13 protein-coding genes are annotated in these 14,112 nt (G+C 74.0%); 8 read left to right on the top strand and 5 right to left on the bottom strand.

The window, feature by feature from the left end; genetic code table 11:
- Positions 1-11: 11 nt before the first annotated feature.
- The gene (locus ACI79Q_RS13490) at positions 12-917 is read right to left on the bottom strand and encodes a GGDEF domain-containing protein (RefSeq protein ID WP_456589651.1); all 906 of its coding nucleotides are present in this window, start codon (positions 915-917) and stop codon (positions 12-14) included.
- Positions 918-1,073: 156 nt separating this feature from the next.
- On the opposite strand from ACI79Q_RS13490, the gene ACI79Q_RS13485 reads away from it, so the two are divergent.
- Complete coding sequence (locus ACI79Q_RS13485) at positions 1,074-2,009, top strand: hydroxymethylglutaryl-CoA lyase (RefSeq protein ID WP_456589652.1); 936 nt, start codon at positions 1,074-1,076, stop codon at positions 2,007-2,009.
- The gene (locus tag ACI79Q_RS13480; protein WP_456589653.1) at positions 2,009-2,524 is read left to right on the top strand and encodes a flavin reductase family protein; all 516 of its coding nucleotides are present in this window, start codon (positions 2,009-2,011) and stop codon (positions 2,522-2,524) included. The genes ACI79Q_RS13485 and ACI79Q_RS13480 overlap by 1 nt, the downstream gene beginning before the upstream one ends.
- Positions 2,525-2,574: 50 nt before the next feature.
- Here ACI79Q_RS13480 and ACI79Q_RS13475 read toward each other — a convergent pair whose 3' ends face one another.
- Together ACI79Q_RS13475 and ACI79Q_RS13470 are read right to left on the bottom strand one after the other, a co-directional pair.
- Complete coding sequence (locus ACI79Q_RS13475; protein WP_456589654.1) at positions 2,575-3,009, bottom strand: hypothetical protein; 435 nt, start codon at positions 3,007-3,009, stop codon at positions 2,575-2,577.
- A complete protein-coding gene (locus tag ACI79Q_RS13470; protein ID WP_456589655.1) occupies positions 3,002-3,364 on the bottom strand; it encodes a hypothetical protein in 363 nt (120 codons plus the stop codon). The genes ACI79Q_RS13475 and ACI79Q_RS13470 overlap by 8 nt, the downstream gene beginning before the upstream one ends.
- 177 nt (positions 3,365-3,541) lie before the next feature.
- Between ACI79Q_RS13470 and ACI79Q_RS13465 the strand changes: the two genes are divergently transcribed.
- From ACI79Q_RS13465 to ngg, 6 genes are all read left to right on the top strand, one after another.
- Positions 3,542-4,498 (top strand): siderophore ABC transporter substrate-binding protein, encoded by a 957-nt coding sequence (locus ACI79Q_RS13465; protein ID WP_456614838.1) that lies wholly within the window; start codon positions 3,542-3,544, stop codon positions 4,496-4,498.
- 10 nt (positions 4,499-4,508) lie between these two features.
- Positions 4,509-5,501 carry an ABC transporter permease gene (locus ACI79Q_RS13460; protein WP_456589657.1) on the top strand — a complete coding sequence of 331 codons (993 nt, stop codon included), beginning with the start codon at positions 4,509-4,511 and terminating at the stop codon, positions 5,499-5,501.
- Positions 5,498-6,493 carry an iron chelate uptake ABC transporter family permease subunit gene (locus tag ACI79Q_RS13455; RefSeq protein ID WP_456595958.1) on the top strand — a complete coding sequence of 332 codons (996 nt, stop codon included), beginning with the start codon at positions 5,498-5,500 and terminating at the stop codon, positions 6,491-6,493. Before ACI79Q_RS13460 ends, ACI79Q_RS13455 begins: the two co-directional genes overlap by 4 nt.
- Before the next feature lie 13 nt (positions 6,494-6,506).
- Positions 6,507-7,265: an iron ABC transporter ATP-binding protein gene (locus tag ACI79Q_RS13450; RefSeq protein WP_456589659.1), complete on the top strand. Its 759-nt coding sequence runs from the start codon at positions 6,507-6,509 to the stop codon at positions 7,263-7,265.
- A 238-nt stretch (positions 7,266-7,503) separates the two neighbouring features.
- Entirely contained in the window at positions 7,504-9,288 is a 1,785-nt protein-coding gene (locus ACI79Q_RS13445) for an N-acetylglutaminylglutamine amidotransferase (RefSeq protein WP_456590143.1), read from the top strand.
- A gap of 11 nt (positions 9,289-9,299) precedes the next feature.
- Positions 9,300-11,060 carry an N-acetylglutaminylglutamine synthetase gene (ngg, locus tag ACI79Q_RS13440; RefSeq protein WP_456590144.1) on the top strand — a complete coding sequence of 587 codons (1,761 nt, stop codon included), beginning with the start codon at positions 9,300-9,302 and terminating at the stop codon, positions 11,058-11,060.
- Between the two features lie 14 nt (positions 11,061-11,074).
- Here the strand turns inward: ngg and ACI79Q_RS13435 are convergent, their stop codons facing one another.
- Both ACI79Q_RS13435 and murJ read right to left on the bottom strand, forming a co-directional pair.
- The gene (locus tag ACI79Q_RS13435; protein WP_456600267.1) at positions 11,075-12,217 is read right to left on the bottom strand and encodes an ATP-grasp domain-containing protein; all 1,143 of its coding nucleotides are present in this window, start codon (positions 12,215-12,217) and stop codon (positions 11,075-11,077) included.
- A gap of 82 nt (positions 12,218-12,299) precedes the next feature.
- On the bottom strand, positions 12,300-13,838 hold the full coding sequence (gene murJ / locus ACI79Q_RS13430; RefSeq protein WP_456614837.1) for a murein biosynthesis integral membrane protein MurJ: 1,539 nt from the start codon (positions 13,836-13,838) through the stop codon (positions 12,300-12,302).
- Between the last annotated feature and the right edge of the window lie 274 nt (positions 13,839-14,112).

Below are 14,112 nucleotides of genomic sequence, written 5' to 3'. Positions count from 1 at the left end.
CCGGACGCAGGTCAGCGGCGGCGGCCGGCCCGGCGGCGGCGCGCCTTGTCGGCGTACATGTCGTCGTCGGCGGCCCGCACGACCCGCTCGTAGACCTCTTCCGGCTCCTCGCCGCCCCTGGCCGTGCCGATGCCGATGCTGATCCCCACGGGCACCCGGGTGCCGTCGAGGTCGAGCGGCTCGGTGACCGTGGTGCGCAGCCGGTCGGCCAGGGCCTCGGCGTCGCGGCGCTCGGTGTTCTCGCAGACGATGCTGAACTCGTCCCCGCCCAGGCGGGCCGCGGTGTCGCTGGCCCGCAGGACCGAGCGGAGCCGGTCGGCGAAGGAGACGAGGACCAGGTCACCCATCGGGTGGCCGAGCTCGTCGTTGATCGCCTTGAAGCCGTCGAGGTCGATGATCAGCACGCAGGTGGGGGTCTTCTCGCGACGGCCCCGGTCGAGCGCGTGCCGCAGCCGGTCCTGGAAGAGCAGCCGGTTGGGCAGGCCGGTGAGGGGGTCGTGCAGAGAGCGGTGCACCAGCTGTGCCTCGAGCGCCTTGCGCTCGGTGATGTCTTCCACGATCAGCACCAGGTGCGCCGCCTGCCCGTCGGGCGTCTCGGGCACCCAGGACGCGGTGATCTGCACCGGGATGTGCGAGCCGTCGGCCCGGGTGAGCCGGGTCTCGTGCCGCATCGGTCGGCCGGGCTCGGCGGTGAGGACGCCGTGCGCCTCCTGGGCAGCCGCGACGGCGTCGGGGTGGACCAGGTCCATCACCGAGCGCCCGTGCAGCTCCTCGGCGGAGCGGCCGACCATCTCCGCGAGTGCGGGGTTGACGTCGACGAGGAGGCCGCCAGGGGTCGTCAAGGCGATCCCCATCGGCGCGTTGGCGAAGACACTCCGCCGATCCGCCGGGGGCAGCGCGTCCGCCACCTCGCCCACTGCACACCTCCAGTGCCACCTCCATCTTGCGCGACGGGGACGACGGTTCGCTGGCCGGGCCGCCTGTCGCCGTTCCGAGACGCCTGATCGGGGGAACGACAGGGCGGAGGGGGAGGATGCGGGGGGAGCAACGTTGCCGGTGCCGAGGAGACGCAGATGAACGAGTTCGACCTGGTGCTGCCCAGCTCGGTCGACGTCCGCGAGGTGGGTATGCGCGACGGGCTGCAGCTGGAGGCACCCGTGCCGCTGGCCGGCAAGCTGGCGATGCTGGAGGCGCTGGTCGCCACCGGCGTCCGCCGGATCGAGGCGACGTCGTTCGTGTCCCCGAAGGCCGTGCCCGCGCTCGCCGACGCCGATCAGGTCGCCGCCGAGCTGGCGAGGTGGCCGGGGGTGCACTGGTCGGCCCTGGTCGCCAACCCGCGCGGTGCCGTCCGGGCGGTGGACGCCGGCGTCGCCGACCTCGAGTACGTCGTCTCGGCCTCCGACGGCCACAGCCGCGCCAACGCCGGGCGCGGCACCGCCGAGGCCGTCGCCGCGGTGGGCGAGATCGCCGCGCTGGCCCATGGCGCCGGTGGCTCGCTCGAGGTCATCATCGCCACCGCCTGGGACTGCCCGTTCGACGGCCGCACCCCGGTGGCCCGCACCGTCGACGTCGCCCGCGCCGCCGTCACCGCCGGCGCCGACCAGCTCTGCCTCGGTGACACCATCGGGACGACGACGCCGCTGCGGGTGGTCACCCTCCTCGACGCGGTCCGCCGGGCCTGCCCGGGCGTCCCCGTCGGCGTGCACTTCCACGACACCCGGGGTACCGGCCAGGCCAACGCGCTGGCCGCCGTGCAGGCCGGGGTCACCCAGCTGGACGCGTCGGTCGGCGGGCTGGGCGGCTGCCCGTTCGCCCCGGGCGCCAGCGGCAACATCGCGACCGAGGAGCTGGTCTACATGCTGGAGGAGTCCGGGGTGCGCACCGGCCTGGACCTCGACGCGCTGCTGGACGCTGCCCGGGTCACCGAGCAGGCCGTGGGCCACGAGCTGCCGAGCTCGCTGTACCGCGCCGGCGGCCGGTCGGTCCCGCGCTCCGGCGGAGCCCGCTGATGCCGGCCGACGCGGTCTCCGAGCCGCCGCGGATCGTCGATCCCCGGGTGATGCGGGACGTGCTCGGGCACTTCGCCTCCGGGGTCACCGTGGTCACCGCGGACACCCCCGACGGGCCGATCGGCTTCACCTGCCAGTCGTTCAGCTCGCTGTCACTGGACCCGCCGCTCGTTGCCCTCGCCCCGGCCCGCACCTCGCGCACCTGGGCCCGGCTGCGGGAGATCGGCCGGTTCTGCGTGAACGTGCTGGCCGAGGGGCAGGACGCCGTCTCGCAGAACTTCGCCCGGTCCAGCGCCGACAAGTTCGCCGGGGTCCCGTGGACGCCCAGCCCGCAGGGCTCGCCGGTGCTCGACGACGTCGTGGCCTGGATCGACGGGGAGCTGTGGGCCGAGTACGACGGCGGCGACCACACGATCGCCGTCGCTCGGGTGCTCGACCTGGGTGCGGCGCCCGACCGCCGTCCGCTGCTCTTCCACCGTGGCGCCTACGGCCTGCTGCGCAGCGGCGGGGACTGACCGCGGTTCCCCGGGCCGGCTCGGCGGTGACCTCCGAGCCGGCCCGCCGGTCACCGGGCCGGCCGTCGGCGCCGCGCCAGCAGCGCCAGCCCGAGGACGGGCAGCACGAGCGGCACGTAGCCGTAGCCCCGGCCGTAGCCGGACCACACCGTCTCGTCGGGGAAGGCCGCTGGGTCGGCCACCGACAGGGTGCCCACGACAAGGACGCCGACCAGCTCGACGACGATGGCGGCCAGCGCGGTTCGTCGGCCGCCGCGCCCCCCGCGGGCGAGGCCCACGGTGGCCACCGCGTAGACCGCCGCCGCGAACGCCGACAGCAGGTATGCCAGGGGAGCCTCGTCGAACCGGGTGGCCAGCTGCACCCCCGCGCGGGCCCCGGCCGCGAGGGCGAAGATCCCGTAGACCAGCACCAGCACGCGCGCCGGTCCGGCGGTGGTCCCCGTCGCGGCCGGCTCCGCGGGGCGGCCGAGCCCGCGCTCACGCACCGGTGGCCTCCCACAGCTGCAGCAGGCGCCAGAGCATGACGGCGACGGCGGCCGCCGCGACCGCCAGGACGGTGCCCGCCCAGCGGGTGCGCTCCGCCTGTGCCCACAGCACGCCGGCGACGGGGATGAGCAGCACGCCGAACAGGTAGCCCAGGAACGTCGGGGTGTCGGCGGGCGTGCCGTTCTCCATCCGTGCGAACGCGAGCACGGCCTGCACCACGAGCAGCGCCTCCAACAGGCCCGCCCCGGCCAGGTGCAGGACGCCGATCCGCCGGCCGGCGGCGCTGGAAGCGAGTCCCAGCACGACCACGACCACGGCGACGACGGTGGCGGCGACGACGAGGACGGGCGTCACCGCAGCCCTCCGCGGGAGAGATCGGGTGCCGGCACGGGGTTCATCCTCCCGCCGGGCCGTCCGTCCCCCGGGATCGGGGGCCCGTGTGCCCCCCCGCTGGTGACCATCCGGGACCGGTATGACACCTTAGGCCCGCCTAACTAAGGCGTGCCTGACCTTTGTCGTGATCGGAGACCCATGCGTACCAGCGCCCGGCCGCTCGCCGCCCTCGCCCTGCCCCTCTCCGCCGTCCTGGCGCTGTCGGCCTGCGGCGGCGACGACACCGAGGCCGAGACCGCGTCGACCGGGGGCTCCGCCGAGGTCACGGTCACCCACGCGCAGGGCGAGACCACCGTGCCGGTCGACCCCGAGACGGTCGTGGTGTTCGACCTGGGCAGCCTGGCCACGCTGGACAGCCTCGGCGTCGAGGTCGACGGCGTGCCGGAGGCCGCCTACCCCGAGTCCCTGAGCCAGTACGGGGGCGACGAGTACGCGAAGGTCGGCTCGCTGTTCGAGCCCGACTACGAGGCCGTCAACGCCCTCGGGCCCGACCTGATCATCGTCGGTGGCCGGTCGGCCGCGGTGTACCCCGAGCTCGAGCAGATCGCGCCGACCATCGATCTCAGCGTGGACAACACGAACTTCCTGGAGTCCTTCACCGAGCGCACCACCGCCCTCGCCGAGGTCTTCGGCGAGGAGGACGCGGTGGCCGAGCGCCTCGAGGCGCTCGACGCGCGGACGGCCGAGGTCGCCGAGGCGGCCGAGGGCGCGGGCACGGGCCTGATCGTCCTCACCACCGCCGGCGAGGTCAGCGCCTACGGCCCCGGCTCGCGGTTCGGGGGGCTGATCCACGACGTCCTGGGCGTGGCCCCGGCCGACGAGAACGTCAGCGACGCCACCCACGGTGACGCGATCTCCTTCGAGTTCATCGCCGAGACCAACCCGGACATCCTCTACGTCATCGACCGGGACGCCGCCATCGGCGAGGCCGGCGAGGCGGCCGAGCAGGTGCTGGACAACGACCTGGTCCGCAGCACGACGGCGTGGCAGGACGACGCCGTCTACTACCTCGACTCGACCGACTGGTACCTCACGCCGAACGGGCTGCCGTCGGTGGAGGCGATGGTCGAGGAGATCGCGACCAGCGTCGAGTGACACGACGAGCATGACCGGCACGCTCTCTCCGCGCGGCGTGCAACGGTGGCACATCGCGGTGGCGCTCCTGCTGCTGGCCGCCGCCTCGTTCGGCTCGCTGTTCATCGGGGTCAGTGACCTCACGCCGCTGGACCTCCTCGACCCCGACGAGGCGCAGGCGCGGGTGTTCCTCACCAGCCGGGTGCCCCGGCTGCTGGCGATCCTGCTGGCCGGCTCGGCGACGGCGGTGGCGGGCCTGGTGATGATGTCGCTGACCCGCAACCGGTTCGTCTCGCCGCAGACCGCCGGCACCACCGAGTGGGTGGGGCTGGGGCTGGTCGTCGCCACGCTGTGGTTCGGCGGCGCCTCGCTGCTCGGCAAGATGACGATCGCGACGGTGTTCTCGCTGGCCGGCACCTTCTTCTTCGTCTGGCTGCTGCGCCGCATGGTGCTCACCGACATCCTCGTGGTGCCGCTCGTCGGCATCCTGCTCGGTGGCGTGGTCAGCGCCGCCGCGGCCTTCCTCGCGTACCGGTTCGACCTGCTGCAGTCCATCGACGCCTGGATGAACGGCGACTTCTCCGGCGTGCTGTCGGGCCGCTACGAGCTGCTGTACCTGGTGCTGGCCGCGACCGTGGTGGCCTACCTCTTCGCCGACCGGTTCTCCGCGGCCGGCATGGGCGAGAGCTTCGCGATCAACCTGGGCGTCTCGTACACGAAGGTGGTCACGACCGGGCTGGCCATCGCCTCGGTGGTGACCGCCATCGTGGTGGTGACCGTGGGCAACATCCCGTTCCTGGGCCTCGTCGTCCCCAACATCGTCACGCTGGCGATGGGGGACAACCTGCGCCGCGTGCTGCCGGTGACGGCCCTGACGGGAGCGGCCTTCGTGCTGGTCTGCGACGTCCTCGGCCGGATCATCCGCTACCCCTACGAGGTCCCCGTCGGCATGGTCGGCGGGGTCATCGGCGGGGTGCTGTTCATCGCGCTGCTGCTGCGGGCGCGCAGCCGGGGGGTCTCGTGAGCGTCCTGGACCGCACCGGGTCACCGACCGCGGCGCAGCAGGCGACCCGCCGGCGTCGCACGCTGGTCGTGCTGGCGGTGCTCGCCGTCGTCGCCGTCGCCGCCTTCCTGACCGTCGGGGTGAGCGGGTCCTGGAGCTTCGCGCTGCAGATGCGCGGCCGGCGGGTCGCGGCGATGGTCGTGGTCGGGGTGGCGATCGCGGTGTCGACCGTGCTGTTCCAGACGGTCGCGAACAACCGGATCCTCACCCCCGAGATCATGGGGTTCGACCGGCTCTTCGTGCTGATCCAGACCCTCGGCGTCTTCCTGCTCGGCGCCTCGACGGTCACCTCGACCGACCCGCGGCTGCGGTTCCTGGTCGAGGTCGTCGTGCTGGTCGCCTTCGGCGCGGGCCTCTACCGCCTCCTGTTCGGGCGCACCGCGCGCGACGTGTACGTCCTGGTGCTGCTCGGCGTGGTGCTCGGCGGCCTCTTCCTCAGCCTCACGCTGCTGGTCTCCCGGCTCATCGACCCCAACGAGTTCCTCACGCTGCAGGACCTGATGTTCGCCAGCTTCAACTCCGTCGACGTGCGGCTGCTGACGCTGTCGGCCGTGGTCGTCGGGCTGGTCACGGTCGCGGTGTGGCGGCTGCTCCCCCGGCTGGACGTCGTCGCGCTCGGCCGTGACACCGCGATCGGCCTGGGCGTCGAGCACCGGCGGGTGGTCAACCGGGCGCTGCTGGCGGTGGCGGTGCTCGTGGGCGTCGCCACGGCGCTCGTCGGCCCGGTGACGTTCCTGGGGCTGCTCGTGGCGAACCTCGCCCGCCAGCTGCTGGGCACCCACCGGCACGCCTGGGTGCTGCCCGGGGCGGCGCTGCTCGCGGTGCTCGCCCTGGTGGGCGGCCAGCTGGTGCTCGAGCGGGTGTTCGGTTTCAACTCGGCGCTGAGCATCGTCATCAACTTCGTGGGCGGGATCGTCTTCATCGCCCTCCTCGTCCGGGAGCCCCGTCAGTGAGGGAGCACGGCCAGTGATCGAGATCGAGAGCGTCTGCAAGTCCTACGGCGGCACCCGTGTGGTCGACGACGTCTCGCTGACCGTCCCCGCCGGCGGCATCACCTCGCTGATCGGCGCCAACGGCGCGGGCAAGTCGACGCTGCTGTCGGTCGCGGCGCGGCTGCTGCCCCCCGACAGCGGCCGGGTGCTCGTCGACGGCATGGACGTCGCCCGGACGCCGGGCCCGGTGCTGGCCCGCCGGCTGGCGGTGCTGCGCCAGGAGAACTCGATGACCGTGCGGCTGACCGTCCGCGAGCTCGTCGCCTTCGGCCGCTTCCCGCACTCGGGTGGGCGGCTGACCGCCGAGGACCGCGCGCGCATCGACGAGGCGCTGGACTGGTTCGAGCTCGGCCCGTTGGCCGATCGGCACCTGGACCAGCTCTCCGGTGGGCAGCGCCAGCGCGCGTACGTCGCGATGGTGATGTGCCAGGGCACCGACTACGTGCTGCTCGACGAGCCGCTGAACAACCTGGACATGCGGCACGCCGTCCAGATGATGCGGATGCTCCGGGGCATGGCCGACGAGCTGGGCCGCACCGTCGTCCTCGTGGTGCACGACGTGAACGTCGCCTCGGCCTACTCCGATCGCATCGTCGCGATGCGCGACGGCCACCTCGTCGCCGCCGGGCCCACCGCCGAGCTGATGACCCCGGAGCTGCTGCGGAAGGTGTTCGACGTCGAGGTGGACGTCCACGACCTCGGTGGGCGGCGGGTCGCGGTCCCGTGGAGTTGAGCCCACCGTCGCCGGGATCGCCGCCCCGCTGTTGATCAGGTGACCTGATCGTCCGGGGTCCTGGCTCACGGTGGACGGTGAGCCAGGACCCCGTCAGGTGAGCCAGGATGCGGCGGTCGGGACGGCGGCTCCTGCTTCGTCGTTCCACGTGGAACCGCGCGTGAGGTGCGCCACGACCGCCCCGCCCGGGGGAGTCTCGACGAGCGGATTTCCGCCGAGAGGGGTTAGATCATCTTGCATGTGCGGCCTCAGTGGCGAGATCACGTTCGACGGTTCGATGGCCGACACGACAGCGGTCACCCGCATGGTCGAGTCCCTGGTCCCCCGCGGTCCGGACGGCCAGGGCTTCTGGAGCAACGGGCGGATCACCTTCGGGCACCGCCGGCTCTCGGTCATCGACCTCACCACCTGCGGGTCCCAGCCGATGGTCGACAACGAGCTGGGCCTGACCGCGGTCTTCAACGGCTGCATCTACGACTACCAGGAGCTGCGGGCCGAGCTCGAGGGCCACGGCTACCGGTTCTTCTCGCACAGCGACACCGAGGTGATCCTCAAGGGCTACCACCACTGGGGCACCGACGTCGTCTCGCACCTGCACGGCATGTTCGCCTTCGTCATCGCCGAGCGGGACACCGGCCGGGTGGTCATGGCGCGCGACCGGCTGGGCATCAAGCCCCTGTACCTCTCCGAGACGCCGGGCAAGCGGCTGCGGTTCGCCTCGACCCTCCCGGCCCTGCTGCGCGCCGGTGAGGTCGACACCTCCGTCGACCCGGTCGCCCTGCACCACTACCTGACCTGGCACGCCGTGGTCCCCGCGCCCCGGACGATCCTCAACGGCGTGCGCAAGCTGCCGCCGGCCACCGTCCGGGTCATCGAGCCCGACGGCACCAGCCGCGAGCACCGCTACTGGGAGGCCACCTACGAGCGCCGTCCCGAGCACGCGAACTGGTCCGCTCGCGACTGGGAGGACGCGATCGAGGAGGCGCTGCGGGTCGCCGTCCGGCGCCGCCTGGTCGCGGACATCCCGGTCGGCGTGCTGCTCTCCGGCGGGCTGGACTCGAGCCTGATCGTCGGCCTGCTGGCCCAGGAGGGCCAGACCGGGCTGGCCACCTACTCCATCGGCTTCGAGTCCGTCGGTGGCCGCGAGGGCGACGAGTTCCAGTACTCCGACGTCATCGCCGAGCGCTTCGCCACCGACCACCACCGCATCCGCGTCGGCTCCGACGAACTGGCCGGCTCGCTCGGGCACGCCATCGGTGCCATGGCCGAGCCGATGGTCAGCCACGACGTCGTCGCCTTCGACCTCCTCTCGGAACGGGTCAGCCAGTCGATCCGGGTGGTGCAGTCGGGCCAGGGTGCCGACGAGGTCTTCGCCGGTTACCACTGGTACCCGCCGCTGGCCGGCGTGGACCGCGACGAGGCGGTGCGCACCTACGCGAAGGCCTTCTTCGACCGCGACCATGCGCAGATGCGGCACGTGGTCTCCGGCCGGTACGCGCTCGACCAGGACCCGAGCCTGGCCTTCGTGCGCGAGCACATGTCCGCGCCCGGGGCCGAGACGGCCGTCGACGCCGCGCTGCGGCTGGACAGCGAGGTCATGCTCGTCGACGACCCGGTGAAGCGGGTGGACAACATGTCCATGGCCTGGGGCCTGGAGGCCCGGGTGCCGTTCCTCGACCACGACCTCGTGGAGCTCGCGGCCCTCTGCCCGCCGGAGCTGAAGCTGGCCGACGGCGGCAAGGGCATCCTCAAGGCCATCGGACGGCGCATCATCCCGCCGGAGGTCATCGACCGGCCCAAGGGCTACTTCCCCGTGCCCGCGATCACCCACCTGCAGGGCAAGGTGCTGGACCTGGTGCGGGACGCCCTCTCCAGCGATGCGGCCCGGGACCGCGGGCTGTTCCGTCCCGAGTACGTGCGGGAGCTGCTCGCCGACCCGAACGGCGAGCTGACCCCGTTGCGCGGGAATAAGCTCTGGCAGCTGGGCCTGCTGGAGCTGTGGCTGCAGACGCACTCGGTCTGAGGGAGATGACCATGGCACCCCGGCTCGCCGGCCACCGACGCCGGACTGCGGTGGCCAGCACGCCCGCGCTGACCGACCACTCGTGGCGGGAGCCGTCGGAGCACCAGCTGCAGGGCATGCAGTCCGACGTCGTGCTCGACATGGGGTGGGGGCGGCTGGTCTACGGCCAGACCTTCTCCGACCTGGAGGGCATCGTCGACGCGCTGCGCGCCGAGGAGACCGGCGAGCGCGACATCTGCATCTACCCCCGGGACCCGCACGTGCTGGTGGGGCTCGCACCCGACGAGCTGTTCATCGACCCGAGCTACACCTACCGGCTGGACCTGCACCGCTACCGGGCGCGGCACGAGCTGATCCGGGGGGTGTTCGTCCGCACCGCGACCTCGCGCGCGGACATGGACCGGATCAACGAGATCTACGCGCTCAACGGCATGGTCGTGGGCGACGCCGACGTCATGTGGCGCAACCACCGCACGCGCTGCTTCACGTACCTGGTGGCCGAGGACCGGCGGACGGGCGCCATCGTCGGCACGGTCACCGGGGTCGACCACGTCCTGGCCTTCGACGACCCCGAGGGCGGCACCAGCCTGTGGTGCCTGGCCGTGCACAACCAGGACGCCCCGCCCGGGACGGGTGAGGCGCTGGTGCGGGTGCTCGCCGAGCGCTACGTCGGCCGTGGCCGTTCCTACCTCGACCTCTCCGTCATGCACGACAACAGCGGCGCCATCGCGCTCTACCGCAAGCTCGGGTTCACCCGGGTGTCGGCGGTCTGCGTCAAGCGGAAGAACCCGATCAACACGCCGCTGTTCGCCGCCCGGCCCCCCGGCCTGGAGAACCTGAACCCCTACGCGCTGATCATCGCCGAGGAGGCGCTGCGCCGGGGCATCCGGGTGGAGGTCACCGACGCCGAGTGGGGCGAGATGCGGCTGTCGGTCGGTGGCCGGACCGTGCTCACCCGCGAGTCGCTCTCGGAGTTCACCACCGCGGTCGCGATGAGCCGCTGCGACGACAAGCGCGTCACCCGCCGCATCATGGAGCGGGCGGGGGTCCGGGTGGCCCGGGGCGCCCGCGCCACCGCGGAGGACCTGGCGGCCGCCTCCGCCCTGCTGCGCGAGGTGGACGCCGTCGTCGTCAAGCCCGCGCGGGGAGAGCAGGGCAAGGGCATCACCGTCGGGGTCAAGGGGGACGCCGCCCTGCAGCGCGCCGTCCACCACGCGGCCCAGTTCTGCCCCGACGTCCTCGTGGAGGAGCTGGTGCCCGGCCAGGACCTGCGGGTGGTCGTCATCGACCGGGAGGTGGTCGCGGCCGCGGTCCGGCGGCCCGCGGAGATCATCGGCGACGGCCGGAGCACCGTCGCCGACCTGGTCCGCTCCACCAGCCGCCGCCGGGAGCGGGCGACCGGTGGCGAGTCACGGATCCCGCTGGACGACACCACCGTCGAGGTCATCGCCGCGGCCGGCTACGACATGGACGACGTCCCGCGCAACGGCGAGCGGATCCAGGTGCGGCGGACGGCGAACCTGCACACCGGGGGCACGATCGAGGACGTCACCGACCGGCTGCACCCGGAGATCGCCGATGCCGCGGTGCGCGCCGCCACGGCGCTGGACATCCCGGTGACGGGGATCGACTTCCTCGTGCCCGACGTCGGCGGGCCCGACTACGTGTTCATCGAGGCCAACGAACGGCCGGGGCTGGCCAACCACGAGCCCCAGCCGACCGCGGAGCGCTTCGTCGACCTGCTCTTCCCGGAGACCCGCCGCCGCGGCTGACGCCCGGGCCGGGATCAGACCCGGCGCCGCCGCACACGCTCGGCGGCGAGGGCCAGGGTCGGCCCCGGGTCGCGGACGTCCCAGACGCTGGAGACGGCGCCCGGGAACCAGCGCAGGACCGAGGCGCCGTCGGCGAGCAGTCCACCCCGGCGCTCGGCCGCGGCCCGCCGCAAGTCGCCCGCCGTCCAGAGGTAGCGCACCCCGGCGGTCCCGTCGGGCAGCGGCGGCAGCGGCAGCCCGAGCGCCTGCCGTGCCCAGGCGTCCGGGAGGTTGGGCCCGGCCGCGGTCGACAGGGCCATCGACCCGAAGAACCGGCCGTTGAGGTCGATCAGCCGCAGGCCACCGTCATCGTCGCGCAGGAACTGCAGCTGCACGAGCCCCGACCAGCCCAGCCCGGTCAGCAGCCGGGTCGCACCGGCGGCGAGCTCCTCGTCGACCGGCACGGTGACGGCGCGGCTGGTGACCCCGCTCGGCGTCGGCCACAGCCGCAGCGCGCGTTGCTGGACGCGCCCGTGGAGCCGGCCCTCGTGCAGCAGCCCGACCAGCGCCTCCAGCTCCCCGTCGACGGGTTCCTGCAGCACCGCCTCGAAGCCCGCGTCCTGCAGGAGCCGGACCCGGGGCCGTGCCTGCTCGACATCGGGGTAGCGGCGCGCCTCGATGCGCAGCCGCTGCCGCAGACCCGGCTGCCAGTGGGCGCGGCACTTCACCACGACCGGTCCGGTCCAGCCGGCGAGCGCGGCCGGGGTCGCCAGCTCCGTGCGGGGGGAGGGCAGCCCCGCGTCGGTGGCGCGCTGCGCCAGCTCGGCCTTGTCGAGCGCGGCCAGGGCGACCTCGGCCGGCGGGTGGACGACCACTGCGGGTACCGATCCCGCGCTGACCGCCAGGGCCGCCATCCAGTCATCGCCGCTGCCGAAGACGACGTCGTACCCGCCCCCGGCGACGGCGCGCCGGACCGCCGCCACGAAGTCGTCCATGTGCCCACGCGGGCGGGGTACGTGGTGGGTCCGCCGGCTGGAGCGGGAGGCGGCGACCATGCCACCCGCGTCGGGCGACCCGACGCCGACGTGCCAGCCGGCCCGGTCGAGCGCGCGGACGGCCGCCAGTGCCCCGCGGTCCCGGCTCGACGTGAGCACGAGCGCGCGACCGGCAGAAGGCATCGCGCAACCCTATGAGGTCGGGTCGGGCTGCGGGTGGGCGCACCGTCCCGCTCGCCCGCACGGGGGGAGGTCGGTGGGCGGCTCAGGAGACCGGGCGCCGCAGACGGCGGCGTGCGAGGTCGCGCAGCTCGCCCAGCTCCGGCCCGCGCAGCGCGGCCAGGGCGGCGGCGTAGACGGCGGCCCCGACGAGGCCTCCCGAGACGATCTGACCGGCCGCGGTCAGCGTGTCCGCCGGCTCGCCCGCCCACCCCGCGAGCACGGCCGTGGCGGCGAGCCCCCCGGCGGCTGCCGCCGCGGAGGTGCGCGCGACCGTCCCCACCAGTGCCCGCGGGGTGACAGCGGCGTGCCGGCGCGCGAGGAGGGCCACGGCGAGCGCCGCCGCCAGCAGCAGGGACAGGCTCGTCGACGCCGCCAGGCCCGCGATGCCGAAGGCGACCCCCAGGGTGAGGTCGCCGACGACGTTGACGACCATGGCGGCCACGGCGACGACCGTGGGGGTCCGGCTGTCCCCGACCGCCAGGCTGGCCCGAGCGGTGGTGGACCGGAGCGCGATGCCGAGGACCGCCGCGGCCGAGAAGGCGACGGCGGTGGCCGTCGCCGTCACCGCGGCCTGGTCGAAGTCGCCCCGGCCGTACAGGAACTGGACGACCGGCCGGGCCAGCACGACCAGCGCGGCGACCACGGGGACCAGCAGGGCGACGAGCAGCCGTGACGTGCGGTCCACGAGGGCGCGCAGGTCGGCCCGGCGGTCGGGTGCGCCCACGGCGCTGAACGTCGGGTACAGCGCGGCCACGACCGTCGCGACGAGCAGCGCGTCGACGAGGTGGATCACGCGGAAGCCGAGGCTCAGCGCGGTGATGACGCCCTCCCCCTGCGCCGAGCCGACGGCCCGGTCCACGAGCGTGTTGACGTTGAGGACCGCGCTGCCGACCAGCAGGGGCGGGGTCAGCCGGAGCACCTCGCGGACGTCCGGATCGCGCAGGGCCAGCCGGGGCCGCAGCCGCATGCCGGCGGCGCGGACGGCAGGGAGCTGGACGAGCATGCGGACGGCGGAGCCGACGACGAAGCCGACCGCGAGCGCCTCGATCCCGAAACGCGCGCCAGCCCAGAGCGCCGCGCCGATCATGACGAGGTTGAAGGGGACGCCCTGCAGCCCGGAGGCGAAGAAGCGGCCGTGGGCCTGGCAGGCGGCCGCGAGGATGTCCGTGGCGGCGATGAAGACGGCGGCGATGAGCACGATGCGGGTGAGCTCGACGGTCAGCGCTGCTGTCGCCTCGTCGAAGCCGGGGGCCAGCACCGCGACCACCTGCTCGGCGGCCAGGAACATCAGCACCGAACCGGCGACGAGCACCAGCGTGCCGAGGGTCAGCACCGTGCGCACCGTGCGATCGGCCCGCGGGCCGTCGTCCGCGGCCACCGCACGGGCGACGGGGGGCACCACTGCCCGCGCCAGCGCGCCGGCGACCAGCGCGAGCACCAGGTTCATGACGCCCTGGGCGACGAGGTAGGCGTCGAGCGCCGCGCCGGCACCGAAGACGGCGGCGATGACGGCGTCCCGGACGAACCCGAGGAGCTGGCTGACGGCGGTGAGGGAGATCAGGAGCGTCGCTGCCCGTGCCACTCCCCCGCGCCGGGGCCCGCGCCGGGCGTCCCCGGGTGGGGGTCCCCCGTCACGTGTCACGGGGTCCGATCATGACGGTCGACCGGGCCGGGGCTGCACCGGACCCGCCGCCACCCTCGCCCTCATCGGTGATCAGGTGACCTGATCGTCGGGGGGGGGGGGGGGGGGGGGGGGGGGGGGGGGGGGGGGGGCGGGGGGGGGGGGGGGGGGGGGGGGGGGGGGCGGGCGGGGGGGGGGGGGGGGGGGGGGGGGGGGGGGCGGGGGGGGCGGCGGG

The organism is Blastococcus sp. SYSU DS0828, from assembly GCF_054050975.1.
The sequence above is the reverse complement of the archived record's forward strand: the minus strand, read 5'-3'. Positions and strand labels throughout refer to the sequence as shown.